Consider the following 25,448-nt stretch of genomic DNA (forward strand, 5'->3'; position numbering starts at 1 on the left):
TGTCTCCGGTGTTGTTGTGAGCGCGCATGGTAGCGAAGGGCGCCAGGGAGGGACACGGGCGGCGGCCGGCACAATCGACGGCCCGAACCTCCCGAGGCAGGAAGACCCATGACCATCGAGATCCCGAAGGAAGCCCGCCAGCAGGCCATCACCTCCATCGAGCGCTATTTCCGCGAGAACATGGAAGAGCCCATCGGCAACATCGCGGCCGGAGCGCTGCTCGGCTTCTTCCTGGAGGAGATCGGGCCGCTGGTCTACAACAGGGCGGTGACGGAGGTGCAGGAGCGGCTGCAGTCGCGCATCTCCGAGATCGACCTCGAGGTGCACGAGGACGAATTCCAGTACTGGCGCAAATTCGACAAACAGAAGAAGGGCCGCTAGCAAAGCCGGACGGCGTGGCGCCTGCGCATCGCGACCGGTTCAGAAATGCTTCAAAACGTTGCAGAATTCGGGGCCATGCACCTTCACCGCACCTTCCAACGCCGCGCAGCCTCTCCCGTTCTGCGTGCCCTTGCGGCCTTGCCCTTCGTGCTCGCCGCATCCTTCGCCACCGCACAGCAGGACCCGTCGGGCTTTCCGCTCGACTCGGTCGGTTACCTGAACGAGGAGCTGCCCCGCATGGAGGCCGCCATCGCCGCCAAGGACCGCAGCTTCTTCCACGGCGCGATGGTCCGCACGGTGCAGTTCTCCGAACGCTGGGGCTTCAAGAGCAAGGCCAATCCCGAACTCGCCGCATACCCCATGTGCACGGCGGCGGTGATGGACTACGCTGTGGTCGGCATGTGCAGGCTCGCTCCCTCAGAGGAGTGCGAACCGGGCCTGGCCTCGCGCTTCGACGCGAACGTGCAGCGCTGCCGCGAAGTGGCGGCAAGAAAGTAGCCGAACAGCCGAAAGAGACACCCGCCATGGACTACGCCGCCCGCTACAAGACCCTCGCCATCGAGCGCCGCGGCGCGAACGGCGCGGTGCTCGACATCCGGATGCTGGCGGCCAACGGCAAGCTGCCCACGGCGGGCCATGACGGCCATCGCGAGCTCGCAGAGATCTGGCGCGACGTGTCGGCCGACGACAGCGTGCGCTGCGCGGTACTGCGGGGCGAGGGGCTGGGCTTCTCGGGCGGCGGCGACCTGGCCATGGTGCAGGACATGACCACCGACGACGCGGTGCGCCAGCGCGTGTGGCGCGAGGCGCGCGACCTCGTCTACAACATCATCAACTGCGACAAGCCCATCGTGAGCGCCATGCACGGCCCGGCGGTGGGCGCGGGCCTGGTGGCGGGACTGCTCGCCGACATCTCCATCGCCACGAAGAACGCGAAGATCGTCGACGGCCACACCCGCCTGGGCGTGGCGGCGGGCGACCATGCAGCCATCGTCTGGCCGCTCCTGTGCGGCATGGCCAAGGCCAAGTACCACCTGCTGCTGTGCGAGCCGGTGAGCGGCGAGGAGGCCGAGCGCATCGGCCTCGTGTCGCTCGCGGTGGAAGAGGCCGACCTGTTGCCGCGCGCCTACGAGGTGGCAGACCGGCTCGCGGCCGGCAGCCAGAGCGCCATCCGCTTCACCAAGTACGCGCTCAACAACTGGCTGCGCCAGGCCGGCCCGACCTTCGACGCATCGCTGGCGCTCGAATTCATGGGCTTCGCGGGCGCCGACGTGCGCGAGGGTGTCGCCTCGCTGCGCGAGAAGCGGGCTCCCGACTTCGGCTGAGGCGAAGCCCGGCTTCCTGATTCGTCAGGCCTTGCGCAGTCCCTGCAGCGTCTGCAGCAGCACGACGCGCGTCTGGCCCAGGATCATTCCCTTCCACTCGTCGTTGTCGCAGTAGAAGCCGTCGCGCAGCCGCGTGCGGATCTCGCGCTTCTGCGCTTCCGGCGCCTCGGGGTGGCGGCGCAGCCAGGTGTCGGCGCGCAGGCGGTCGAGCACTTCCAGGTCGGGCAGCGTGCCGAACTCGAGGCCCATCGGCGCGATCTTCGCGTTCGGGCATTCGTCGTAAGCGGTCGAGATCACCGGGCCCGACACGTCGGCCGAGGCCGAGTCGCCGGCGAAGGGCGCGAACACGTCGGCGCCCCACCAGTCGTGGGCTCGCGCCAGGTCTTCGGGTGTGTTGCGGCCGGGGTAGATCTTCTCGCCATGGCCGTAGGGGCCCAGGCCCGTGTGCACGTCGATCCAGCCGAGGTGCGTGGCCGATGCGGCGTACTTGCGCAGGATCTTGCGGATGGTCCTGTTGCTCCACGAAGGCCCCGTGCCGCCGTAGAAGAGGCCGTCGGGCGAGGTGTACTGGCCGCGCGTCACGGCGGCGCGGAAGGCGCGCATGCCGTGCTTCGCCACGTAGGCGGCCACGGCCGCTTCGTCGGCGGGCGTCGGCGGCCAGGTCGCGGGCAGCACCAGCGGCTCGACGTCGGCGTATTCGGCGTTCACCGGCAGCGGCGCACCGAAGTCGATGTGGTTGCGGTTCAGGTCGATGTTGTCTTCGTTCGTGCGGTGCAGGTGCGAAAAGCCGTGCGGGTTGACCGCGTGCACCAGCAGCAGCGAGACGCCGGCCTGCTCCAGCCGCGAGAGCAGGTCCGCGTCGTTGAGCGTGGCGACCTGCGTGCCCGAGCCGCAGAAGCCTTCGGGGCCGTGCGTGCCGGAGCTCACGAGCAGCACCTTCTTCGCGTCGATGGCGCCGATCAGCGCGACGTCGGTGGCCAGTTCTTCGCCGAGCGCGCCCTTGTGCGCCTCCATCACGAACGACTCGACGGCGGCGCCGCGCTGCGCGGCGGCCTCCAGGAACTTGGCGCGGGCTTCGACGTAGGTGCCCGAAAAGAACCGCGTGGCGGCGGTGGGTTGTGCTTGCATGAAGTGGGGACTCCTGTGCTTGGAATGATGAAGGCCGTCAGGCGTTTGCGTGGGCGCCGGCCGCGTCGATGTCGCGGCCCGTATGGTCGCGCAGCCAGAGCAGGCCCAGCAGCGAGACCACCGTCATCGCCACCAGGTACCAGGCCGGCGCGAGCTTGCTGCCCGTGGCGTTGAGCAGCCAGGTGCTGATGAAGGGCGCGAAGCCGCCGAAGAGCGCCACGCCCACGCTGTACACCAGCGACATGCCGCTGGCGCGCACCGCCTTCGGGAACATCTCGGGCAGCATCGTGATGCCGGGCACCGTCTGCACGACCAGCCCGAAGCTGAACACGCCGAGCACCACGAACAGCACCGTGGGCGTGGGCGAGGCGTTGAGCCACAGGAAGCCGGGGTAGATAAGCAGCGCCAGCGCGACGCGGCTCCACACGATCAGCGTCTTGCGGCCCACCACGTCCGACAGCTTGCCGACGAAGGGCGCGAAGGCGAACGAGATCAGCCCGGTGAGCGCGGCGCCGAAGAGCGCCACCGAGGGCGTGAAGCCCAGCTCGCGCACGGCGTACGTCGGCATGTAGAAGGTCACCACATACGCGGCCGTGGTGCCGCCGACCAGCGAAAGAATGGCCGCCAGCACCGTCCTGCCGTGCTGCGTGCAGACGATCTTCAGGCTGCTCTCGCGCGGTGCGGCGGCCTGCTGGGGCGAGATGTGCAGCGATTCCTCGAGGTGACGGCGGATGTACATGCCCACCGGCGCGATCAGCATGCCGATGATGAAGGGAATGCGCCAGCCCCAGCTCTGCATGGCCTCCTGCGAGAGCGAGGCCGTGAGCACGCCCACCACCACCGCGCCCATCAGCACGCCCAGTCCCTGGCTCGCGAACTGCCAGCTCGCCATGTAGCCGCGGTTGGCCGGCGTGGCGTGCTCCACCAGCAGAGTGGTCGATGCGCCGACCTCGCCGCCGGCCGAGAAGCCCTGGATCAGCCGCGCCAGCACGATGACGATCGGCGCCGCGACGCCGATGGAGGCATAGGTGGGCGTGAACGCGATCAGGGCGCAGCCCAGCGCCATCAGGAAGATGGTGAGCGTCATGGCCTTCTTGCGGCCTGCGCGGTCGGCGTACGCGCCGATGACGATGCCGCCCAGCGGCCGCATGATGAAGCCCACGCCGAAGCTGGCCACCGTCAGCAGCAGCTGGCCGTAGGAACTGAAGGTCGGGAAGAACAGCTTGCCGATCACGAGCGCCAGGAAGCCGTAGACGGTGAAGTCGAAGAACTCCAGCCCGTTGCCGATGGTGGTGGCCACGATGGTCTGGCGGCGGCGCGCGGGGGAAGAGGACGGCGCGGGCCGGTTGCTTGGGGTGCTCATGTGTCTCCAGTGTTGGCTTTGCTTTTCGGAATGTCGGTCGAAGGTCTACGCCTTGGCCGCGCCGGATGCTAGAGATTCGCCGCTGTCATGAAAAGACAATAATTGGGCGTCGAAGATAACTTTTTGTTTTCATGAAACCCAACCAGCTGCATGCCTTCGTGGCCGTGGTCGAGCAGTTGAGCATCCGGGCCGCCGCGCGCGTGCTGGGCATCTCTCAGCCGGCCGTCACCAAGATCGTGCGGGAGCTGGAGCGCGAGGTCGGCGCGCCGCTGGTGGAGCGCAGCGTCAAGGGCGTGCAGCTCACCGAGTTCGGCAAGGCCTTCGCGCCGCGCGCAAGGCTGCTGCTGGCCGACATGCAGCGCGCCCGCGACGAGATCGCGCAGATCCGCGACGGGCTCACCGGCAAGGTGGCGCTGGCCGTGAGCACCTCGTTCGCGCTCACGGTGCTGCCGGCGGCGTTCCAGGACTTCCACGCGCGCCTGCCGGCGGTCGACGTGCAGTTCAGCGAAACCGTGCTGCCCTGGATGCTCGCGCGCCTGCGCGAAGGCTCGCTCGACTTCGCGGTGGCGCACGTGGTGCCGGGCCGGCTCGATCCGCAGTTCGAGGCGATGGAGCTCTTTCCGGTGAAGCTGGTGGTGGGCATGCGCGAGCACCATCCGCTGCGCGGGAGTCGCTCGATCCGCGACCTCTACAAGGCCGAATGGATTCTTCCCGGCGACGACCACTTCAGCGGCCGCGAGGCCGTGTCGCCGCTGCTGCCGCTGGGCCTGCCGCAGCCGGCGCGGGTGATACAGGGGCAGTCGGTCACGGTGGCGCTGGCGCTGGTCGGGCAGATGGACCTGGTCGGCCTGTTCGTCGAGCCGCTGGCCACGCTGACCTTCAAGCGCCACGGCATCCGCCGCGTGGAGATCGAGGAGCAGTTGCCGATGCTCAGCGTGAGCGTGATCAAGCGCCGCGGGCAGTTGCTGACGCCGGCCGCGCAGCATTTCGTCGAATGCATCCAGCGGGCGTCGGCTGCGGCGATGGCGAGTTAGACGGGTGGCGGAAAGTCGATGCCGGTCTCACCCGCATTCCAGGGCTCGTACTTGTGCATCGCGCGCTCGAAGAGAGTTGAGGCGGTCCAGCCCGAGAGCCATGCCTGCAGCCGCGGCCAGGGTTGGGCGCCGAACCACGCCGCATCGACCATCGCGAACTGGCGCACGAAGGGCATGAGGGCGGCGTCGGCCAGCGTCGCGTGGGCACCGGTCAGTTGCGGCGAGTTCGACAGACGGGCTTCCAGGTCGCGCAGGAAGGCCGCGCCGCGCTCGCGTGCGGGCTCGCCGCCGTCCGCATGCCGGTCGGGGTACTTGTAGCGGTCGAGCTGGGGCTTGAAGCCGTCGTCGCAGGCGGCGACCAGCGCGAGCATGTCCTGCAGCGTGCCGGTTTCGGGCCGAAGCCAGCCTGCCGGGTCGCTGCGGCGCAGGGTCCACAGCATCACGTCGAGGCTCTGCTCCAGCACCGTGCCGTCTTCGGCGACCAGCACGGGCACCGTGCCCTTGGGCGAAGCCGCGAGCATCTCGGCCGGCTTGTTCTTCAGCGCCACCTCGCGCAGCTCGCACTGCTGGCCGCTGGCGACCAGCGCGAGGCGGGCGCGCATCGCGTAGGGGCAGCGGCGGAACGAGTAGAGGACGGGCAGGGCGGACGTCATTCGATTCGGACAGACGAAGCGGCCGATTTTCGGACATGCCCGGGCGGCGTTTTTCAACACAATCGGTACCCATGGGCGAACGCCTCTTCCTCCGGCTCGACGACGACCCCCTGCACGGGCCGGAGTCGGGCGTGCCCGCCGGCGCGCTGAGCGCGTTCCCGGTCGGTGCCGCGCTGCGCGGGCATGTCTCGCACATCATGCTGTATCGCGAGAGTTTCGCCGCCGGCCACGAGGTACGCGAACGCGTGCTGCCCGACGGTGCCGTGCGCCTGGTCTTCAATTTCGGCGACGCACCCTCCGTCGGCGACGTGGAAGGGCACGCGCTGGAGGCCATCGGCGCGTCGGCCGCGCCGGTGGTCGTGCGCATGCGGCGGAAGGTGGAGGGGCTTTCCGTCACCCTGCGTCCCGGCGCTGCTGCCGCGCTGCTGGGCCTGCCGGCCGGCGAGATCGGCGGCACTGCCGTGCACCTCGATGCGCTGTGGCGCGGCGAAGGCGCGGAACTGCTCGAACGCATGACCGAAGCGCCCGACGATGCGGCGCGGGTGGCGATGCTGCAGGCCGTTCTGCATCGCAGGATTCGCGACAGCGGCGCCGCGGGAAATGCCATTGCGATGCATGCCGCAGGGCTCATCGCCGGATCGGACGGGCGGCGCCCGTTGCGCGAGGTGGCCGCCGCCGTCGGCGTCGGCGAGCGACGCCTGCAGCAGCTCTTTCATGCCCACGTGGGGCTTTCGCCGCGCGCGTGGAGCCGGCTCGCGCGCATGCACGGCTGCCTGCGCGCGCTGCGGCAGCAGCCTTCGCCGGCCTGGGCCGAGGTGGCGCTGGAGGGCGGCTTCTACGACCAGTCGCATCTGGTCAACGAGTTCCGCGCGCTGTGCGGCGTCACGCCCACCGAATTCCTCGACCAGGCGGTTTCGGGTTCTTCCAAGACGCCGGGCTGAGCGCTGGCTATCTTCATCCGCTCTGAGGCCAACGGATCAAAAGGAACGAACAGGATGAACAACGAAGAGAACACGGCAGGCGGCCCGCTGAAGGACTGCGTGGCGGTCGTGACCGGCGCGAGCCGCGGCGCTGGGCGCGGCATTGCGATCGAACTGGGCGCCGCCGGTGCCACCGTGTACGTCACCGGGCGCAGCACGCGCGCGCAGCCCGCCGCCACCTACGGCCAGCTGATGGCCCTGTCGGACATGTCGACGCTGCCTGGCAGCATCGACGACACCGCCGACGAAGTCACCCGTCTTGGCGGTCGGGGCATTGCGGTGGGCTGCGACCACACGAGCGAGCACGACGTGGCCGCGCTCTTCGCCCGCGTGGAGCGCGAGGCCGGCCGCCTGGACCTGCTCGTGAACAACGCCTGGGGCGGCCACGAGACCTTCACCGGCGTGTTCGAGGCGCCGTTCTGGGAGCACCCGCTGTCGAACTGGGACTCGATGTTCGACCGCGGCGTGCGCAACCACCTCCTGGGCGGCCGCTGCGCCGCGCCGCTCATGGTGCGGCAGAAGAAGGGTCTGATCGTCACCACCACCTTCTGGGACCGCGGCCACTACCTGCGCGGCAACCTCTTCTACGACCTCGCCAAGGCGTCGATGACGCGGCTGGCCTTCGGCATGGCGCAGGAGCTGAAGCCGCATGGCGTCGCCTCGGTGGCGGTGTCGCCCGGCTGGATGCGCACCGAGTTCGTGCTGGCCGGCCACAAGACCGACGAGGCGCACTGGCAGGAGCGGCCCGAGCTTGCGCGCACCGAGTCGCCGCGCTACCTTGGCCGGGCGATCGCGGCGCTGGCCGGCGACGCCCGGGTACTGGACAAGAGCGGCGAGGTGCTTCGCGTGGCCGACCTCGCACGCGAATACGGCTTCACCGACATCGACGGACGGCAGGTCGCGGCCTTCGAGATGTAGCGGCTGCATCGGCGGCAGAGGCAGCGGCGGCACAAGGCCGGCGCAGGCCGGGGATGGCAGCCGGTGCAGGCGAAGACTGACAGGCGCATGCGGTCGTGCGGTGAGGAAATTCCGTTCTTCGTTCCTTCCGGAGGCGATTCATCGTGACCCAGGCATCACAGACACAACAGCAGCAGCTCAGGCCCGCCATCGAGCTGGCCCGGGCCAGCCTGGCCCGCTTTCCCAACGAAAGCGCCGAATACCGCACGGCCCGCACGGCGCTCCTGGCCGAGGAAATCGAACTGCGCCGCCACCTGGAGCGCGTGGCTCGGCAGCGCCGCGAACTGCCGCCCGGAGGCGTTGTGCCCGAGGACTATCTCTTCGAAGGCCGGGAAGGGCCTGTGCGGCTCTCCGGGCTCTTCGGCCGGCACGGCACGCTCATCACCTACAACTGGATGTTCGGCCCCAAGCGCGAGCGGCCGTGCCCCATGTGCACTTCGCTGCTGAGCTCCTACGACGGCGAGATGCCCGACATCCTGCAGCGCGTGGCGTTCGCGGTGATCGCCCGCTCGCCGATCGAGCGGATGACGGCCTTTGCCACCGAGCGCGGCTGGCGCTACCTGCCGCTGTATTCGTCGGCGGGCAACACCTTCAACCGCGACTATGCGGGCGAGACGCCCGACACCGGCGACAACGCGGCGTTCAACGTGTTCCGCCGCGAAGGCGACGGAACCATCCGGCATTTCTGGGCCGGCGAAATGGGCCCCGGAACCTCCGACCCGGGGCAGGACCCGCGCAGCGCGCCGGACCCGATGCCGATCTGGAACCTGCTCGACATGACGCCCGAAGGCCGGGGGAAGGACTGGTATCCGAAGCTGGCCTATTGAGAGCGCGCAGCCAGATCGCGCACGTCGATGCGGAAGCGCAGTTCGGGCGTGCCGCCGAGCCCGGGCAGCTTGACGAACTCTTCGACCAGCACGCCGCCGTTGGCGCGGATCACCTGCTGCGAGGCGATGTTGCTTGGGTCCGTCGTGATGTCCACGTGGTCGAGGCCCTTGGCGCGCGCCTCGGGCAGCAGCTCGCGCAGCGCCGCCTTGGCGTAGCCCCGGCCGCTTTTCCAGGGCACGACGGCGTAGCCGATGTGGCCCAGGCAGTAGTCGGGCAGGGCGTTGGTGCCGGCCTGCCAGCGAAGCTGGATGCTTCCGCAGAATTCGCCGTCCCACATCCAGCGCCGGTAGCCCGGCAGCCGGGGCACGGTGCCGCCATCGGGCAGGGTGACAGGCGGGCCCTTGGCCTCGGGGTCGACGAGGCTGGCGAGAAAGCGTGCGGAGTCGATGCGGATCTGGGCGAGTTCCTCCCGGCCTGCTTCGGGCCGGAGGTTGTTGGGAGACCAGCCGCGCTCCAGCGCCGCGATGTAGCTTGAGAGATGTTCCTGCGAGGGCCAGACGAGTTGCATGGAGAGCCTTTTTCCTTTTCCTTCAGTAGGAGCGCAGCGCGATTCCCCAGCGCCCATCGGTCCGCACGACGATCCACAGGTTGACGTGCGTGCTGAGCACCGAGCCCGCCGCATCGCGGCGCGTATAGGTCACCACGAAGTGCACCTTGTCGTTGCCGGCCAGCACCGGTTCCTTCTTCTCGTACTGCGTGCGCGCCCAGCCGGTGGCCTTGAGCGTGTCGAAGAAGTCGTGCGGATGCTGGCCCGGGCCGGCCCAGTCGAGCCGCTGCGCGCCCGACAGCATCACATGCGGGAAGTGCAGCTCGGCGTCCATGCCGCGGGTGTCCGATGCGTTGAACGCGGCGGTGAAGCGGTCGAGGCAGGCCGAGGCGGCATCGACCGCTGCGGCATGGGGCTCGCCGGAAGGCGGTGGCGCGACGAAGGCGGAGAAGTCGGAGAAGTCGGAGCGGGCGGTCATGCCGCCGATGGTAGGCGAAGGCCCCGGCGCCGCAACAAATGCAACGCAGTTGCATTGGATTCATATAATGCAATCCTGTTGCATATATGGAGCCTCCTCCCATGGCCGACCGCCTCCCCGTCACCGTGCTCTCCGGCTTCCTCGGCGCCGGCAAGACGACGCTGCTGAACCACATCCTCCACAACCGCGAAGGCCGGCGCGTCGCGGTCATCGTCAACGACATGAGCGAGGTCAACATCGACGCCGCGCTGGTGCGCGACGGCGGCGCCGAACTCTCGCGCACGGACGAGAAGCTGGTGGAGATGAGCAACGGCTGCATCTGCTGCACCCTGCGCGAAGACCTGCTGGTGGAGGTGAGGCGCCTCGCGAAGGAAAAGCGCTTCGACCAGCTGGTGATCGAGTCGACCGGCATCTCGGAGCCCCTGCCGGTGGCCGAGACCTTCACCTTCGCTGGCGAGGACGGCAAGAGCCTGTCCGACGTGGCGCGGCTCGACACCATGGTGACGGTGGTCGACGCCTTCAATTTCCTGCGCGACTATGGCTCGCCCGACAGCCTCGGCCAGCGCGGCCAGTCGCTCGGCGACGAGGACACCCGCACGGTGGTCGACCTGCTGATCGAGCAGATCGAGTTCTGCGACGTGCTGGTGGTGAACAAGACCGACCTTGTCACGCCCGAGGAGCGAGAGCGGCTGATGGCGATATTGCGCAGCCTGAACCCGCGAGCGCGCATCGAAGTGTCGGAATTCGGCCGCGTCGCGCTCGACCGCGTGCTCGACACCGGCCTCTTCGACTTCGAGCAGGCCGAGCAGGCCCCGGGTTGGCTGGCCGAACTGCGCGGCGAGCATGTGCCCGAGAGCGAGGAATACGGCATCCGCAGCTTCGTCTACCGCTCGCGGCTGCCGTTCCACCCGATGCGCTTCTGGAAGCTGGTGCAGAGCGAATGGGAGGGCGTTGTGCGCTCCAAGGGTTTCTTCTGGCTCGCCAGCCGCGCCACCCGCGCAGGCTCGTGGTCGCAGGCCGGCGGAGCTTGCCGCTACGGCGCGGCGGGCTTCTGGTGGGCGGCGGTACCGCGCGAGCACTGGCCGACCGACCCGGATGCGCTGGAGCTGATCCACAAGAACTGGGACCCGGCCACGGGCGACGCCCGCCAGGAGCTTGTGCTGATCGGCATCGGCATGGATGAGGACGCATTGCGTGCCCGGCTCGACGCCTGCCTGCTCACGGAGAACGAGATGCGCTTCGGCGCCTCGTGGTGGCAGAACTTTCCGGATCCGTTCCCGTCCTGGAACGTCTAGAGAGCGGCTAGCGGGCGCAGTCGCCGCAGGTGCCGTGAAGGGTGAGGGCGGTGTGGCGGGTGTCGATGCCCTGCTTGCGCAGCGCGCGGCCCAGGCGACCCATCACCTTCGGCAGCTCAGGGTCGGAAGGCAGCGCCAGCACCTTGTGGCACTGGTCGCATTCGAAGGTGTTGCCCGACTCGGCTTCCACGTGGCGCGAGAAGCGGTTGACGCGGTCGGCGCCCACGCGGCGGTCGCACAGGCCGGCCTCGACCAGCCGGTCCAGCACCCGGTAGACCGTCACCCGGTCGGGCGCCTCGCCGGCGGCGGCGGTGTAGGCGGCGGCCACTTCCTCGTGCGTCAGGGGTTGCGAGCTGTGCTCGATGAGTTCGAGCACGGTCTGGGCGGCGCGCGTCACGCGCAGGCCGCTTTCGCGCAGCAGCGTTTCGCTGTCGAACGGGGCGGCGCGCGGGGGCTTCGGGTGCGAGGGCGTTGTCTTCATGCGGTCTTCTTGCGAAACGCCATTGTGTTGCATCCCGGGGCACCATGGGTAGCGGGCGGCCGAATCGCCCGCCCGGCATGCCAGATAATCGCCGCCATCTCCGAGACAGACAGACCACCGGGCGGCACGAACAGCATGGACACAGAGCGGGACGGCGACGTACTCAGCCATGTGCTTGCGACGTACAGGTCCGAAAGGGCCGTGACCGCGCGCTTCTCGCTGTCCGCCCCCTGGTCGCTGCACTCGAGCGGCGTTGCCGGCCCGCTGATCCGCATGTGTACCGGCGAGCCCTACTGGATCGCGGTGGACGGTGCCGAGCCGGTGCAGGTCGCGCCGCACGACATCGCGATGCTGCCGCAGGGCGGCGCGCACACCGTGTCGTCGGCGCCGGGGCTGCAGCCGATGCCGTTCCGCACGCTGATCGAGGCGCACTCGGTCGGCCGGCATGGCGACCATCCCATCGTCTTCTCGCACGGCGGCGGCGGTCCGGCCACCGAACTCTTCTCGCTGCACCTGTGGATGCCCGCGCAGGGGCTGGGCTCGATCATCGGCAGCCTGCCGCCGCTGATCGTGCTGCGGCAGGCGCAGATTCCCACCACCGCCTCGCTCGCGCAGGCCATGGAGTCGCTGGTGAACGAGACCATCGCCCAGCGCCCGGGCTGGCAGCTGTCGGCGGCGCGCATGGCCGACCTGCTGCTGGTGCACATCCTCTGCGAGCACCTCTACGCCCAGCCGCAGGCTCACGAGCACGGCGGCAGGTTCGGCAGCCTGCGCGGGCTGGACGACGAGAGCATCGCCCGCGCGATCTCGCTGATGCACGAGAAACCCGGGCACCCGTGGTCGGTCGCCTCGCTGGCGCAGGCCAGCTACCTGTCGCGCACCGTCTTCAGCGAACGCTTCCGCGCGCTGGTGGGCGTGACGCCCATGCACTACCTGGGCTCCTACCGCATGACGCTGGCGGCCGAGAAACTCAAGAACCGGCAGCTGAGCCTGCACCAGGTGGCCGAGGCGGTCGGCTACGAGTCGGAGAAGGCGTTCTCGCGCGCCTTCCAGCGCTGGACGGGCATGACGCCCAGTGCCTACGCGCGCCGGCCTGAAGCGGACTGAATCCGCTTCCCCGTACGCCCGGTGCCCAAATCCGGCCTGCCGGAGGTTGAGGCCGCCACGCGCGCGCCGAACAATCGGCGCATGGCCACCATCCCACGCAAGAGAGTCATTCCCGAAGTCCGCAACCCCGCGCTCGAACTGTCGCTGGTGAAGTCCATCGCCACCGGCGACAACGCCCAGCGCGCCACGACCGTGCGCGACACCGACGGCGAGCCGCTGACCGCCTTCGAGGGCGCCAGCAACCCCTACCTGGAGCACCAGCGCAACGACCTGCTGCTGAGCCTGCAGCACATGCGCAGCGAAGGCCACGACGAGATGGTCTTCATGTGCATCACGCACTGCAAGGAGCTGACCTTCAAGGCCATCCACTGCGAGCTGGCCAACATGCAGGCGCGCATCCGCGCCGACGACGTGGCCGGCGCGCTGCAGCTGGCGCCGCGCGTGAAGGCGCTGCTCGAATTCCTCGGCAAGACCTGGGACGTGCTCTCGACCATCACGCCGCACGGCTTCAACCAGTTCCGCAACACGCTGGGCATCGCCTCGGGGCAGCAGTCGTACATGTACCGGCATGTGGAGTTCATCCTCGGCAACAAGTCGGTGCCGCTGGCGCGTGCGCATGCCAACAACCCCGACGTGTGGCCCTGGATCGAGCGCGCGCTGAATTCGCCGAGCCTCTACGACGACGTGCTGGCGCTGATGCACCGCCGAGACATCGCGGTGCCGTCCGAGGCGCTGTCGCGCGACTGGTCGGCGCCCTATGTGCCGAACCCTGGCGTGGAGGCCGCGTGGCTGTGGGTGTACGGCGATCCGACGCCCGAGAACGAGCTCTACCGCCTCGGCGAGGCGCTGATGGACATCGCCGACGTGTTCTCGCAGTACCGCTGGCGGCACTTCGTGTCGGTCGAGCGCATCCTGGGCTTCAAGCCCGGCACGGGCGGCTCGGCCGGCGTGGGGTGGCTGCGCAGCGTGGTCGATCACCGGTTCTTTCCCGAGCTGTGGTCGGTGCGCACGCAGCTCTGAGCCTTCTTTTATTTCCCCCCAGGAGCTTTCGTGTTCGATCAATTGCCGGCCTATGCCGACGACCCCATCCTTGGCCTCTTCGAGGCCTACAAAGCCGATCCGAGGCCATTCAAGGTCAACCTCGGGATCGGCATCTACTGCGACGAAGCGGGGCAGGTGCCGGTGCTCGAATCAGTGCGCGCCGCGCGCGAGGCTGGCGTGGGCGCCCGCGGCCCCAGCGTCTATCTGCCCACTGAAGGCGGAGAAGCCTATCGCCACGCGGTGCGGGACCTGGTCTTCGGCAAGGGCGTCGACGACATCGTGGTGGTGCAGACCGTCGCCGGCACCGGCGCGCTGAAGGTCGGCGCCGATTTACTGAAGGGCGTGCTGCCCGACGCCGCGATCTGGATGCCCGACCCGACCTGGGCAAACCACGCGGCCATCTTCGCCGGCGCGGGTTTCCGCGTCGAAAGCTATCCGTACTACGCGAAGGCGACCAGCGGCTTCGACCTCGATGGCGCCGTCTCCGCGCTGCAAAGGCTGCAGGCCGGCAGCGTGGTGCTGCTGCACCCTTGCTGCCACAACCCCACCGGCGTCGATCCGACGCAGGCCGAGTGGCATGCGCTCCTCGACGTGATCGGACAGCGCGGCCTGTTGCCCTTCTTCGACATGGCCTACCAGGGCTTCGCGCACGGCGTGGACGAGGACGCATGGGCGGTGCGCGAATGCGTGCGGCGCGGCATCGCCTGCCTGGTGGCGAGCTCGTTCTCGAAGATCTTCTCGCTGTACGGCGAGCGCGTGGGCGCGCTGAGCGTGCATGCGCCATCGGCCGACAAGGCGCGGCTGCTGGGGCAGCTCAAGCTGGCGATCCGCCGCAGCTACTCGTGCCCGCCGGCACTGGGAGCCGCGCTGGTGGAGGCGGTGCTTTCCGACCCGACGTCGAACGCGCAATGGCGCGGCGAGCTCGATGCGATGCGCGGCCGCATGCGCGCAATGCGCACCAGCCTGCATCGCAAGCTGGGCGAAGCACTGCCGGGGCGAGACTTCGGATTCCTCGTCTCGCAGAACGGCATGTTCAGCTACTCGGGGCTTTCGGCCGCGCAGATCGAGGCGCTGCGCTCGCGCTTCGGGGTGTACGTGGTGTCGTCGGGGCGCATCTGCGTGGCGGGGCTCAACGCTTCCAACATCTCCCATGTGTGCGAGGCGCTGGCCGACGTGTGTTCCGGCGGGGGCGGGCGATGAAGCAGGGCGGCAGCATCCTGATCGTCGGCGCCGGCATCGCGGGCTGTTCGGCCGCCATCGCGCTGGCCCGCAAGGGCTTCGGCGTCACGCTGGTCGAGAGGCAGGCCGAGTGGCGCTTCCAGAGCTCGGGCATCTTCATCTACGGCAACGGGCTGGAGGCGCTGCGCCGCGTCGGCGTACTGCCGGAGATTCTCGATGCCGGCTTCGCCATCGAGGACGGGCGCAACGTGTACCTCGACCATCGCGGCGAGCCGATCGTCGACGTGTTCTATCCGCGCTCCAGCGGCGGCGCGGCGCCCATCGTGGGCATCAAGCGCGCGGAGATGCACCGCATCCTGGCCACGCAGCTGGACGTGCTGGGCGTGGAGATCAGGCTGGCGACGACGGTGGCGAAGATCGATGCGCCTGCTGGCGGCGATCGCGCGGAGGTCGTGTTCTCCGATGGCACCGCACGGCGCTTCGACCTCGTCGTCGGCGCCGACGGCATCCGCTCGCAGCTGCGCGAGGCCGTCGCCGGCCCCATCGCGCCGCGCTATACCGGCTTCGGCGTCTGGCGCAGCGTGCACGAGCGGCCGCGGGAGCTGGACGCCAAGATCATGATGATGGGCATCGGCAAGCGGCTGGGCATCATGCCGATCAGCGACGACAGGCTCTACATCTTCGGCACTGTGAGCGAGGCGGCTGGGCGCTGGTATCCGAAAGAGGACTGGCCCGCGCGGATGCGCGAGCGCTTCGCCGAGTTCGGCGGGCCGGCGCGGCAGTTTCTCGATCAGCTCGGCGCGGATTCGGAAGTGCTCTACACGGCGGTCGAGGAGGTGCAGGCACCGCTGCCCTGGTATGCGGGCCGCGTGCTGCTGATCGGCGATGCGGCGCATGCCTCCACGCCCTTCATGGGGCAGGGCGGTGCGATGGCGGTGGAAGACGCGGTGGTGCTGGCCGACATGCTCGCGCGGCACGGCATCGCCGAAGCCACGCTGCGGGCGTTCGGCGAGCGCCGGTTCCCGATGTGCCGCTTCGTGCAGGAGGCATCGCGCAAGGTGGGCGAGGCGGGCGCGATGGAAGACGCCGAAAGCTGCGCCCGGCGCAACGCTGCCATGCGTGAGGGGGCGCAGCAGCAGGTCGATGCCTTTTACCGGCAACTGGCCGGGTTCGCGCAGCCGCATATGCCGGAACCGGCCTAAGCATCTGACAAATGGGTCGTTCGCTTGCGGGCGGGGGCGCGACAGAATCGCGCCCTTTGTTTCCTGCAATCGAAAGTTCGCCATGCGTGCCCATTCCCCTCTGTCGAAGCTGCTGAAACCCGCCCTCGTGCTCCTGGCGTGCGCTTCGCTGGGCATCGCCGCGCAGGCACAGACGGCCGCGGTGGCCTATCCATCGAAGCCGGTGCACATCACGGTGGCGAACACGCCCGGCAGCTCGCCCGACGTGCTGGCGCGCTACCTGGGGCAGCGCCTGTCGGAGCAGTGGAAGCAGCCGGTGGTAATCGACAACCGCGCCGGCGCCGCCGGCATCCTGGCGGCCGACGGGCTGGCCAAGGCGCAGCCCGACGGTTATTCGCTGCTGGTGGGTGCGGACGGGCCCATCACCATCCTCCCGAACATCCAGGCCGGTCTTCCTTATGACGCACGGCGCGACCTGGTGCCGGTGGTGTCGCTCGGGCAGATCGACTTCGTGCTGGTCGCCAACCCGAAGACGGGCTTCCGCACGGTTGCCGACTTCGTTCACGCGGCGAAGGCCCGCCCGGGGCACATCAACTACGCCTCCGCCGGCAACGGCAGCCCGCAGCAGCTGAGCATGGAGCTGCTCAAGCAGAAGGCGGGCATCTACGTCACCCACATTCCGTACCGCGGCGGCCCGCTGGGCATGCAGGACGTGATCGCGGGGCAGGTCGACGTGATGTTCATCGCGGTGGGGCCGGCGCTGCCGCACATCCGCAGCGGCCGGCTGGTGGCGCTGGGCACCAGCGGCGAGAAGCGCCATGCGCTGCTGCCCGAGGTGCCGACCGTGGCCGAAAGCTACAAGGGCTATCGCTCGGGCACGTGGTTCGGCCTGTTCGCGCCGGCGCGCACGCCGCAGCCGGTGCTCGACGCCATCGCCTCGGAGGCCGGGCGCATCGTGCAGGCCCCTGCCGCCCGCGCCGAACTCGCGGCGCAGGGCATCGAGGCCACGGGCTTCCAGCAACGCCAGTTCCAGACGCAGGTGTCGGCCGAATACGAGCGCTATGCGCAGATCGTGAAGGCCGTGGGCATCAAGGCCGAGTAGCAACGCCGCCCAGGGTTCCGCCTGCGGACGTAACGGCAGGGCTCTACATCGAAACGTTGTGCAAGTCGGTCTACCGGCCGTTTCCGCGGCTCGGGCGGGGCCGGGATGCGCTAAGGTCCGGGCATCCGCGTTCCTGAATACCTTCGCCCGACCATGTCCCGTCCTTCCATCGAGATCGAAACCGCCCCCAACCCCACCGCCACGGTGATCGTGATGCACGGCCTCGGCGCCGACGGCAACGACTTCGTGCCCATTGCCGGCGAGCTCGACCTCTCGGCCGTGGGGCCGGTGCGCTTCGTGTTCCCCAACGCGCCGGTCATGCCCGTGAGCATCAACGGCGGCTACCAGATGCCGGCCTGGTACGACATCGTGGTGCCCGACCTCGAGGCTGAGGAAGACGAAGCCGGCCTGCGCCGCTCGCAGGCGACCATCGAGGCCGTCATCGCCGGCGAGAAGGCCCGCGGCATTGCCGCCGGACGCATCGTGGTGGCCGGCTTCTCGCAAGGCTGCGCGATGGCGCTGATGACCGGCCTGCGCCACACCGAGCGGCTGGCCGGCATCGTCGGCCTCTCGGGCTACCTGCCGATCGCCGCCACCACAGCGGCCGAGCGCCACGCTGCCAACCACGAGACACCGGTGTTCCTCGCCCACGGCCGGCAGGACCCGGTGGTGCCGTACGCCGCGGCCGTGCGCACGCGCGAGAAGCTCGGCGCGCTGGGCTACAGCGTCGAATGGCACGAATACGACATGGCGCACTCGGTGTGCATGGAAGAAGTCGCCGACCTGAACCGCTTCCTGCTGCGGGTGCTCGGCTGAACCTGAATCAACGCTCGCACGAAGGAGCCGCAAAATGATCCTCGTCATCGGACACGCGCTGGCCAAGCCGGACACCCTGCAGGCCATGCTCGCCATCAGCACCGAGCACGTGCTGCGCTCGCGCGCCGAGCCCGGCTGTATCTCGCATGAAGTCTCGACCGACGTGCAGGAGCCGCTGCGCCTGACCTTCGTGGAGCGCTGGAGCGACATGGACGCACTGCAGGCGCATTTCCGCGTGGATGCCTCGCGCGCCTTCGCCAAGGCGCTTTCGGCCATGGCCGAGGGCACGCCGCAGATCCATGTGTACAGGTCGGAAGAAGTCGACCTGACGGCGGGGCGGGCCAAGGCCTGAGATTCACCCTGGAACGCCGGCAGCTATCAAAAACATAGCGCGCAACAGGGTAGCCAGCCCCGGGATTCCCTGCACAAGCAGTGCCCGCTTGCCCGTGCTACCTTCCAGCCCCTCAGAAGATTGATGGGTCATAACAATATGAGCAACAGATTGCAGGAGAGGTTGGGCGCACTTTCAGCCGCACGACTGAAGGGCATGCGACGTGGAATCGAGAAGGAAAGCCTGCGCGCGCTGCCGGACGGCAAGCTCGCGCTGACGCCGCATCCGCTCGCGCTGGGCTCCGCGCTCACGCATCCGCACATCACCACCGACTTCAGCGAATCGCAGCTCGAACTCATCACGGGCGTGCACGCGGACGTCGACTCGGCCCTCGAGGAGCTCACGCGGGTGCACCAGTTCACCTACCGCGTGCTCGACGGCCTGGGCGACGAGCGCCTCTGGGTGTCGAGCATGCCCTGCGGCCTGCCCACCGACGAGACCATTCCGATCGGCCGCTACGGCTCCTCGAACGTGGGCCGCGCCAAGAGCGTCTACCGCATGGGCCTGAGCCACCGCTACGGCCGCCGCATGCAGACCATCTCGGGCATCCACTACAACTGGTCGCTGCCCGACGTGTCCAGCGAACAGTACTTCGCCCTCATCCGCAACTTCCGCCGCCAGGCCTTCCTGCTGCTGTACCTGTTCGGCGCCTCGCCGGCGCTGTGTTCGAGCTTCGTGGCCGGCCGCCCGCACGAACTGCAGCCGCTGGGCGACGGCAGCATGTTCATGCCGCACGGCACCTCGCTGCGCATGGGCCGCCTGGGCTACCAGAGCGACGCGCAGGCCTCGCTGGCCGTGAGCTACAACAGCCTCGAAGGCTACGGCGCCTCGCTGCAGGACGCGCTCACGCGCCCGTGGCCGGCCTACGAGGCCATCGGCATCCGCAACCTCGGCGGCGACTACAACCAGCTGGGCACCAGCCTGCTGCAGATCGAGAACGAGTTCTACGGCACCATCCGCCCCAAGCGTGTGATCAACCCCGGCGAGCGCCCGCTGCACGCGCTGCGCGAGCGCGGCGTGGAGTACGTCGAGGTGCGCCTGATGGACCTCGACCCCTTCGAGACCGTCGGCATCAACGCGCAGACCATGCGCTTCATCGACGTGTTCCTGCTGCACTGCCTGCTGAGCGACAGCCCCGACGACACGCCGCAGGAAATCGCCGACCTCGCGCAGAACCAGCACCTCACGGCCGCGCGCGGCCGCGAGCCGGGCCTGAAGCTGCGGCGCAACGGTGCCGAGGTGACGCTGGCCGACTGGGGCCTGGAGCTGGTCGAGCAGTGCCTGCCCATCGCCGCCGCGCTCGACGCGGCGCAGGGCAGCGGCACGGCCCATGCCGACGCTGTGCGCGCCGCCGCCGCTGCGCTGCGCAACCCCGACAGCCTGCCTTCGGCCCGCGTGCTCGCCGCCATCGAGAAGGAACACGCCAACTCCTTCGTCGGCTTCGTGCGCGCCCGTTCCGAGCAGACCCGCACCACGCTGCTGGGCCTGCCGTTCTCGGTGGCGCAGCAGGCCGAGTTCGAGCAGATGACGGCCGAGTCCATCCAGGAACAGAAGCGCATCGAGGCAGCCGACACCATGCCCTTCGAGATCTACCGCGAGCAATACGTCTCGCCCGCCCGCCTGGGCATGCCGCGCAGCCGCGCGGCGGTTGCCGCCTGACTCTCCTTTCCTGACGCGCTGGCGACTGGGCCAGCCGCCAGCGGGCTGCCTCGCGGTCGCTTTCTGGGGTAAAACGCCACGCTGCCGCCTGGGGAAGGCATTCCCGGCGCGGCAACGAACAACGGCAACTCCCATGGAAGGCGACACAGAGACATGAGCAACGGCAGCAGCAACCTCGATTTCAAGGGCCGCGTGGCCATCGTGACCGGCGCGGGCGGCGGCCTGGGCCGCCAGCATGCGCTGGCACTGGCGGCGCGCGGAGCGAAGGTGGTGGTCAACGACCTGGGTGGCGCGCGCGACGGCTCGGGCGGCTCGGTGAGCGCCGCGCAGGCGGTGGTTGACGAGATCAAGGCCGCCGGCGGCGAGGCCATTGCCAACGGCGCCTCGGTCACCGACTTCGAGGCTGTGCAGGCCATGGTCAAGGAGGCGGTCGACGCCTGGGGCCGCGTCGACATCCTCGTGAACAACGCCGGCATCCTGCGCGACAAGAGCTTCGCCAAGATGGATTTGGCCGACTTCAGGCTGGTGGTCGACGTGCACCTGATGGGAGCCGTGAACTGCACCAAGGCCGTCTGGGCGCTCATGAACGAGCAGAAGTACGGCCGCATCGTGATGACCACCTCGTCCACGGGCCTGTACGGCAACTTCGGCCAGAGCAACTACGGCGCCGCCAAGCTCGCGCTGGTGGGCCTGATGCAGACGCTGAGCATCGAGGGCGCGAAGAACGACATCCGCGTGAACTGTCTTGCGCCCACCGCCGCCACCCGCATGACCGAGGACCTGTTCCCCAAGGAAATGCTCGAAGCCTTCCGCCCCGAGGCCGTGGTGCCCGCCATGCTGGTGCTGGCCGCTCAGGACGCGCCCAACCGCACCGTGCTCTGCGCGGGCGCCGGCACCTTCGAGGCCGCGCACATCACGCTGACGCAGGGCGCCTGGCTGGGCATCGAGGCCGATACGCCCGAGCAACTCGCGGCACGCCTGTCGGAGGTGACCGACCGCGAAGGCGAGGCGGTGCCGCAAAGCGGCGCTGCGCAGGGCGCCAACGAAGTCGCCAAGGGCATGGCGAACGCGAAGCGCGGCTGATTCCGGCACCGTGTTCATGGCGCTTGACCTAGAGCGCACTCGAGCATTTCCAATGAATTCACCGGGTATCCGGTTCATTCAACAAGAGGAAATCAAGCCATGAACACGATCGAGAACAAGGCCCTGGTCCAGCACATCCACGACGAGCTGGACAAGGGCAACGGCCAGGCCTTCGTCGACAGCCTGGCCGACGACGCGAGCTGGAAGCTCGAGGGCAGCACCGCGTGGTCGCGCACGTACCGGGGCAAGAAGGCGATCCGCGAGGAGCTGCTGAACCCGCTCTTCGCCCAGTTCGCCGCGCCCTATAGGAGCCGGACCGAGCGCGTCATCGCCGAGGGTGACCGGGTGGTGGTGCTCTTCAGCGGCGACGTGCCCACCAAGGCCGGCAAGCGCTACAACAACCGCTATTGCTACGTCTACCGAATCGAAGGAGGCAAGGTGAAAGAGCTGACCGAATACTTCGACACCGCGCTGGTGCAGGAGGCGCTGCTGCCTCCGGCCGTCGTCCATGCCGGCTGAAAGAGGGACTCCCTTCCACATCGGCGAACTGGCCACGCGCACCGGCCGCACGGTGCACGCCATCCGCTGGTACGAGACGCAGGGGCTCGTGCCCGGCGTGGCGCGCGACGAGGGCGGCCGGCGGCTCTACGTCGAGCTTCACGTGGGCTGGCTCGACCTGATGGAGCGGCTTCGCCGCACCGGCATGTCGATCGCCGAGATGCGCGAATACACCGCGCTCGCGCTGCAGGGCAAGGTCACGCTGCGCGAGCGGCGCGACATGCTCGCCGCGCACCGCGAGCGCGTGAACGAGACCATCGCCGAGTGGAAGAGGGCGCTCTCGCTGGTCGAGCGCAAGATCGACTTCTACGACGAGTGGATGGCCAGCGGCCACCGCCCGCCGCTCATTGCCGCGGAGCCCTCGGCCGCGCCCGCCAGGCGCAGGCGCGGCGCTACTCGGCGATGAAATCCGGATCGGTGCGGATCGAGCCCCGGTCCCGGTGGTTGTGAAGCCGCCCCAGCGTGTTCTCGATCAGGCGCTTGAGCTTGTCGGACGCGCCCCGGAAGGCCTCGTCGAGGCTGGCCGCGTGCTGCGTCACCGCCAGCGGCTGGTGGTGCGCCAGGCGCGCCTCCATCACGCAGCACTTGTCGGCGCTGCCGGCCTTGTCGTGGTTCTCGTCGCTCAGGTGCACCTCGACGCGCGTCACGTCGTCGACGAAACGGCTCAGGTTCTGCTTGATCTCCGAATCGGCCCAACGCTCCAGCGCGTCCTTGTTGGTGATGCCGTTGCTCGTGTTGACCTGGATCTGCATGCAATATCCCCGCTGGATGGATGAACGAGGCCCCACTGTGCACCCTGGGGCGCCCGGGGGCGCGTAGGCCTGTTCCCTACCCGCGCGCCGGGCAAGGGCACAGGTGCCGCGCCGGCCCGCTCAGCTCTGGATGTACGTGGTGAGCTGCTCGATGGTGGCCTCGTGGTCCGAGATGATGTCGTCCATCAGGTCCTGGATGGAGATCATGCCGACCACCCTGTCGCCGTCGACCACCGGCAGGTGGCGGAACTTGCGCTGGCTCATGAGCGCCATGCAGGCGCGCGTGCGGGTCTGCGAGGTCACGGTCATCACGTCGGGCGTCATGATCTCGCGCACCTTCACTTCCTTCGAGTTCTTGCCCTGCAGCGCGACCTTGCGGGTGTAGTCGCGTTCGGAGAGAAAGCCCACCAGCTTCTCGCCGTCCATCACCATCAGCGCGCCCACCTCGAAGCGCGCCAGGATGGAAAGCGCGTCGAACACGCTGGTGTCGGGGGAGGTGCGCCATGCCGCGGAATCATGGCGCTTGAGCAGTTCGGAGACGGGTTTCATCGTGTGCAACTCCATGAAGGGTTTTCGATTCGACCGACGCTCGGGCGCCGCACTCGCACAAATCATAGGGGCGATGAATGACCGTGCGGCGCAAAAAACTCTAAGGGATTGCGCGTGTGTGCAAGACACGCGCAATGCGCGAGAACTTAAGGCTGCGCAGCCGGCGTCGCGACGAACACGCGGCTCAGCGCCACGGCATCGCCCACCACCGCCTTCACGAGGCCCTTCTCGTCGAACTGCACCTGGAACTCCGACCAGCTGTCGCGCCAGTAGCGCCACACGGGCGCGTCGAGGCTGGGGTTCTCGCTGGCCACCGGGTAGGCGATGGCCATGAGCACCTGCTCGCGCGTCATGCCGGTCATCACCTTGCCGGCGAGGATGGCGTCGCGCACCGGGGCGGGGAAGGTGGCCATCTTCTGCTTCGGGTCCTGGGTCACCACGTAGCGCTGTGCGAAGGTGGGCAACGGGATGTTGCGGCTGTAGTCGTTCTTGATGCGCTGCTGCTTGCCGCCGAGCTCCACGCCGAACCAGCGGAAGTCGTAGGTCGTGACGCGCGCCGGAGTGCCCACCGCCACGATGCTCGTGCCCTGTTCGTCGTAGTTGATGTCGCTGATCGAGTCGCCGTAGGTGCGCATGTTGCAGCACAGGAAACCGCTGACCAGCGGGCCGGGCGGCGGGGAGGGCCGCTGGGCATGGGCGACGGTAATGGTCGCGGGCACGACGGTGGCTGCCAGCAGGGCGGCAGCGGCAAGGCGCTTGAGCATTTTGATTTCCCTCGGAGTTGTTGGAATCGCCGCCCGTGGCGGCGAAGGGATTCTAGGAGCGAACAATCCGAGAGCGAAGGCAGAATGCGCGCCTGCAGCTATCGAAAGCGTAGCAACCAGTTTGCGTTCAGGTTCCCGGTTCACAATGCGCACCGGCCCTGTCCAGGCCCCATTCCCCACACACAGAGACAGCGCGAAAGAAAGAAGAGCCCACCGATGGCGATCCAGTGGTTCCCCGGTCACATGTATTCGACCCAGAAGGCCATCACCGAGCGGGTGAAGGACATCGATGTGGTCATCGAGCTGCTCGACGCGCGGCTGCCCGGCTCCAGCGCCAACCCGATGCTGGCCGAGCTCACGGCCGGCCGGCCCACGCTGAAGGTGCTCAACAAGCAGGACCTGGCCGACCCCGAGCGCACCGCGCTCTGGTTGGCGCACTACAACGCGCTGCCGGCCACCCGCGCCATTCCCCTCGATGCGAGCCAGACCACCCCGGCCCAGCAGATCGTGAAGGCCTGCCACGAGCTCTCGCCCAACCGTGGCGGCCTGGCCAAGCCGATGCGGGTGCTGATCTGCGGCATTCCCAACGTGGGCAAGTCCACCCTCATCAACACGCTCACCGGCAGCCGCAAGGCCAAGACCGGCGACGAGGCCGGCATCACCAAGCTCGAACAGCGCATCACGCTGGCCGACGACTTCTACCTGTGGGACACGCCCGGCATGCTGTGGCCGCGCATCATCGTGCCCAGGAGCGGCTACAACCTCGCGGCCAGCGGCGCGGTGGGGCGCAACGCCTTCGACGAGGAAGAAGTGGCGCTGGAGCTGCTCGGCTACCTCAAGTCGAGCTACGCCGCCGGCATCGCCGCACGATTCAAGCTCGTGGAGCTCGACACCGAGACCATGGCCGACATGAAGGACGAGGCCCTGCTCGACACCATCGGCCGCAAGCGCGGCGCCCTGCTGGGCAAGGGCCGCGTCAACCTGCAGAAGGCTGCCGAAATCGTGATGCACGAGTTCCGCGCCGGCAACCTCGGGCGAATCACGCTCGAGACGCCCGAGGAGTTCGCCGTGTGGCTGGTCGAGGGCCAGCGCGCCGACGCCGAGCGCGCGGCGAAGAAGGCCGCGCGCAAGCAGAAGGGCAAGCCGAAGGCCGAGGCCGGGCAGGACGACTGAGGCGGCCGCGATGCCTGCCGGGCGTGACGACGATGCTTCGGCCGCCACGGCCTGGCACCACGCACTGGCGAGGCGCTTTCCCGAACTGGCGCCGGCGTCCCTGACGGCACTCGCCGCGCAGGCGCGCCGTGAGACACCGGCTGCGCAAGCGACGCTGCTGGCGGCGGGCGATGTCTGGCAGCACGCCTTCTGGGTCGAGCGCGGCATGCTGCGGCTCTTCTACATCGACAGCGAAGGGCGCGAGTCGAACAAGAACTTCCACGCCGAGAACGCATTCATCTGGCCCGTGACCGAGGCAATGCAGCGCGAGCCCGCGGCCTTCTTCATCGCCGCACTGACCCCGGCCACCGTCTGGCGCCTGCCGTACGGCGCGCTGCAGGCCGAGGTGGGCGAGCTGCCTTCGTGGACGGCGCTGAGGCTGCAGGCGCTCGCCGGCCTGCTCGACGACAAGATGCGGCGCGAACAGACCTTCCTGCAGTGCACGGCACGCCAGCGCTACGAGGCCCTGCTGCGGGAACGCCCCGAGTGGACCGGCCGCATCCCGCTGCGCCACCTGGCTTCGTACCTGGGCATGACGGACGTGTCGCTGTCGCGGCTGCGCGCGGAGATGGGACTTATCGAGGGTTAAGGCGCCGAACGCGCG

30 protein-coding genes are annotated in these 25,448 nt (G+C 68.8%); 21 read left to right on the top strand and 9 right to left on the bottom strand.

Annotated elements, in window-relative coordinates:
* Positions 1–108 precede the first annotated feature (108 nt).
* The 3 genes from SFB74_RS11080 (at position 109) to SFB74_RS11090 (ending at position 1,706) form a co-directional block, all read left to right on the top strand.
* Entirely contained in the window at positions 109–381 is a 273-nt protein-coding gene (locus SFB74_RS11080; RefSeq protein ID WP_432730867.1) for a DUF2164 domain-containing protein, read from the top strand.
* Between the two features lie 75 nt (positions 382–456).
* The gene (locus SFB74_RS11085) at positions 457–879 is read left to right on the top strand and encodes a hypothetical protein (RefSeq protein WP_432730868.1); all 423 of its coding nucleotides are present in this window, start codon (positions 457–459) and stop codon (positions 877–879) included.
* Positions 880–905: 26 nt separating this feature from the next.
* A complete protein-coding gene (locus tag SFB74_RS11090) occupies positions 906–1,706 on the top strand; it encodes an enoyl-CoA hydratase/isomerase family protein (protein WP_432730869.1) in 801 nt (266 codons plus the stop codon).
* Between the two features lie 24 nt (positions 1,707–1,730).
* Here SFB74_RS11090 and SFB74_RS11095 read toward each other — a convergent pair whose 3' ends face one another.
* The gene (locus tag SFB74_RS11095; RefSeq protein ID WP_432730870.1) at positions 1,731–2,834 is read right to left on the bottom strand and encodes a M14 family metallopeptidase; all 1,104 of its coding nucleotides are present in this window, start codon (positions 2,832–2,834) and stop codon (positions 1,731–1,733) included.
* A 37-nt stretch (positions 2,835–2,871) separates the two neighbouring features.
* On the bottom strand, positions 2,872–4,197 hold the full coding sequence (locus SFB74_RS11100) for an MFS transporter (RefSeq protein WP_432730871.1): 1,326 nt from the start codon (positions 4,195–4,197) through the stop codon (positions 2,872–2,874).
* Positions 4,198–4,328: 131 nt separating this feature from the next.
* Here SFB74_RS11100 and SFB74_RS11105 point away from each other — a divergent pair, with 131 nt between their 5' ends.
* Positions 4,329–5,231 (top strand): LysR family transcriptional regulator, encoded by a 903-nt coding sequence (locus tag SFB74_RS11105; protein WP_432730872.1) that lies wholly within the window; start codon positions 4,329–4,331, stop codon positions 5,229–5,231.
* Here SFB74_RS11105 and SFB74_RS11110 read toward each other — a convergent pair.
* Positions 5,228–5,884, bottom strand: coding sequence for a glutathione S-transferase (locus tag SFB74_RS11110; protein ID WP_432730873.1), 657 nt, complete (start codon positions 5,882–5,884; stop codon positions 5,228–5,230). The genes SFB74_RS11105 and SFB74_RS11110 overlap by 4 nt on opposite strands.
* A gap of 71 nt (positions 5,885–5,955) precedes the next feature.
* Between SFB74_RS11110 and SFB74_RS11115 the strand changes: the two genes are divergently transcribed.
* The 3 genes from SFB74_RS11115 to SFB74_RS11125 all read left to right on the top strand — a co-directional run bounded on the left by SFB74_RS11115 (position 5,956) and on the right by SFB74_RS11125 (position 8,648).
* Positions 5,956–6,825 (top strand): helix-turn-helix domain-containing protein, encoded by an 870-nt coding sequence (locus tag SFB74_RS11115; RefSeq protein WP_432730874.1) that lies wholly within the window; start codon positions 5,956–5,958, stop codon positions 6,823–6,825.
* Positions 6,826–6,879: 54 nt separating this feature from the next.
* On the top strand, positions 6,880–7,782 hold the full coding sequence (locus tag SFB74_RS11120) for an SDR family NAD(P)-dependent oxidoreductase (protein ID WP_432730875.1): 903 nt from the start codon (positions 6,880–6,882) through the stop codon (positions 7,780–7,782).
* 143 nt (positions 7,783–7,925) lie between these two features.
* Complete coding sequence (locus SFB74_RS11125) at positions 7,926–8,648, top strand: DUF899 family protein (protein WP_432730876.1); 723 nt, start codon at positions 7,926–7,928, stop codon at positions 8,646–8,648.
* Here SFB74_RS11125 and SFB74_RS11130 read toward each other — a convergent pair.
* On the bottom strand, positions 8,642–9,217 hold the full coding sequence (locus tag SFB74_RS11130; RefSeq protein ID WP_432730877.1) for a GNAT family N-acetyltransferase: 576 nt from the start codon (positions 9,215–9,217) through the stop codon (positions 8,642–8,644). The two genes, SFB74_RS11125 and SFB74_RS11130, sit on opposite strands and share 7 nt — an antisense overlap.
* 22 nt (positions 9,218–9,239) lie before the next feature.
* A complete protein-coding gene (locus tag SFB74_RS11135) occupies positions 9,240–9,674 on the bottom strand; it encodes a hypothetical protein (RefSeq protein WP_432730878.1) in 435 nt (144 codons plus the stop codon).
* A 101-nt stretch (positions 9,675–9,775) separates the two neighbouring features.
* On the opposite strand from SFB74_RS11135, the gene zigA reads away from it, so the two are divergent.
* Positions 9,776–10,969, top strand: a complete 1,194-nt coding sequence (zigA, locus tag SFB74_RS11140) for a zinc metallochaperone GTPase ZigA (RefSeq protein ID WP_432730879.1) — start codon at positions 9,776–9,778, stop codon at positions 10,967–10,969.
* Between the two features lie 7 nt (positions 10,970–10,976).
* Here the strand turns inward: zigA and SFB74_RS11145 are convergent, their stop codons facing one another.
* Entirely contained in the window at positions 10,977–11,450 is a 474-nt protein-coding gene (locus SFB74_RS11145; RefSeq protein WP_432730880.1) for a Fur family transcriptional regulator, read from the bottom strand.
* A gap of 135 nt (positions 11,451–11,585) precedes the next feature.
* Between SFB74_RS11145 and SFB74_RS11150 the strand changes: the two genes are divergently transcribed.
* From SFB74_RS11150 to SFB74_RS11200, 11 genes are all read left to right on the top strand, one after another.
* Complete coding sequence (locus tag SFB74_RS11150) at positions 11,586–12,557, top strand: AraC family transcriptional regulator (RefSeq protein WP_432730881.1); 972 nt, start codon at positions 11,586–11,588, stop codon at positions 12,555–12,557.
* Positions 12,558–12,638: 81 nt separating this feature from the next.
* Positions 12,639–13,577, top strand: coding sequence for a tryptophan 2,3-dioxygenase (locus SFB74_RS11155; protein ID WP_432730882.1), 939 nt, complete (start codon positions 12,639–12,641; stop codon positions 13,575–13,577).
* A 30-nt stretch (positions 13,578–13,607) separates the two neighbouring features.
* A complete protein-coding gene (locus tag SFB74_RS11160; RefSeq protein WP_432730883.1) occupies positions 13,608–14,798 on the top strand; it encodes an aromatic amino acid transaminase in 1,191 nt (396 codons plus the stop codon).
* Positions 14,795–15,979 carry an FAD-dependent oxidoreductase gene (locus tag SFB74_RS11165; RefSeq protein ID WP_432730884.1) on the top strand — a complete coding sequence of 395 codons (1,185 nt, stop codon included), beginning with the start codon at positions 14,795–14,797 and terminating at the stop codon, positions 15,977–15,979. Before SFB74_RS11160 ends, SFB74_RS11165 begins: the two co-directional genes overlap by 4 nt.
* An 82-nt stretch (positions 15,980–16,061) precedes the next feature.
* Positions 16,062–17,060, top strand: a complete 999-nt coding sequence (locus SFB74_RS11170) for a Bug family tripartite tricarboxylate transporter substrate binding protein (RefSeq protein ID WP_432730885.1) — start codon at positions 16,062–16,064, stop codon at positions 17,058–17,060.
* Positions 17,061–17,213: 153 nt separating this feature from the next.
* On the top strand, positions 17,214–17,876 hold the full coding sequence (locus SFB74_RS11175) for an alpha/beta hydrolase (RefSeq protein WP_432730886.1): 663 nt from the start codon (positions 17,214–17,216) through the stop codon (positions 17,874–17,876).
* Positions 17,877–17,910: 34 nt separating this feature from the next.
* On the top strand, positions 17,911–18,228 hold the full coding sequence (locus SFB74_RS11180; RefSeq protein WP_432730887.1) for a putative quinol monooxygenase: 318 nt from the start codon (positions 17,911–17,913) through the stop codon (positions 18,226–18,228).
* A gap of 138 nt (positions 18,229–18,366) precedes the next feature.
* Complete coding sequence (gene gshA, locus SFB74_RS11185; protein ID WP_432730888.1) at positions 18,367–19,926, top strand: glutamate--cysteine ligase; 1,560 nt, start codon at positions 18,367–18,369, stop codon at positions 19,924–19,926.
* A gap of 153 nt (positions 19,927–20,079) precedes the next feature.
* Entirely contained in the window at positions 20,080–21,009 is a 930-nt protein-coding gene (locus SFB74_RS11190) for an SDR family NAD(P)-dependent oxidoreductase (RefSeq protein WP_432730889.1), read from the top strand.
* 99 nt (positions 21,010–21,108) lie between these two features.
* A complete protein-coding gene (locus tag SFB74_RS11195; protein ID WP_432730890.1) occupies positions 21,109–21,528 on the top strand; it encodes a nuclear transport factor 2 family protein in 420 nt (139 codons plus the stop codon).
* Positions 21,518–21,973 carry a MerR family transcriptional regulator gene (locus SFB74_RS11200; protein WP_432730891.1) on the top strand — a complete coding sequence of 152 codons (456 nt, stop codon included), beginning with the start codon at positions 21,518–21,520 and terminating at the stop codon, positions 21,971–21,973. Before SFB74_RS11195 ends, SFB74_RS11200 begins: the two co-directional genes overlap by 11 nt.
* Here the strand turns inward: SFB74_RS11200 and SFB74_RS11205 are convergent.
* From SFB74_RS11205 to SFB74_RS11215, 3 genes are all read right to left on the bottom strand, one after another.
* A complete protein-coding gene (locus SFB74_RS11205; RefSeq protein ID WP_432730892.1) occupies positions 21,960–22,319 on the bottom strand; it encodes an HPF/RaiA family ribosome-associated protein in 360 nt (119 codons plus the stop codon). The two genes, SFB74_RS11200 and SFB74_RS11205, sit on opposite strands and share 14 nt — an antisense overlap.
* Positions 22,320–22,439: 120 nt before the next feature.
* Positions 22,440–22,868, bottom strand: coding sequence for a CBS domain-containing protein (locus SFB74_RS11210; protein WP_432730893.1), 429 nt, complete (start codon positions 22,866–22,868; stop codon positions 22,440–22,442).
* Between the two features lie 146 nt (positions 22,869–23,014).
* Positions 23,015–23,632, bottom strand: coding sequence for a cell envelope protein SmpA (locus SFB74_RS11215; RefSeq protein ID WP_432730894.1), 618 nt, complete (start codon positions 23,630–23,632; stop codon positions 23,015–23,017).
* 216 nt (positions 23,633–23,848) lie between these two features.
* On the opposite strand from SFB74_RS11215, the gene ylqF reads away from it, so the two are divergent.
* Together ylqF and SFB74_RS11225 are read left to right on the top strand one after the other, a co-directional pair.
* Positions 23,849–24,805, top strand: a complete 957-nt coding sequence (gene ylqF, locus SFB74_RS11220; protein ID WP_432730895.1) for a ribosome biogenesis GTPase YlqF — start codon at positions 23,849–23,851, stop codon at positions 24,803–24,805.
* Between the two features lie 10 nt (positions 24,806–24,815).
* Entirely contained in the window at positions 24,816–25,433 is a 618-nt protein-coding gene (locus SFB74_RS11225; protein ID WP_432730896.1) for a Crp/Fnr family transcriptional regulator, read from the top strand.
* Positions 25,434–25,448: the final 15 nt, after the last annotated feature.

Origin of the sequence: Variovorax xiamenensis, assembly GCF_050916385.1 — a bacterium.
GTDB lineage: Bacteria > Pseudomonadota > Gammaproteobacteria > Burkholderiales > Burkholderiaceae_C > Variovorax.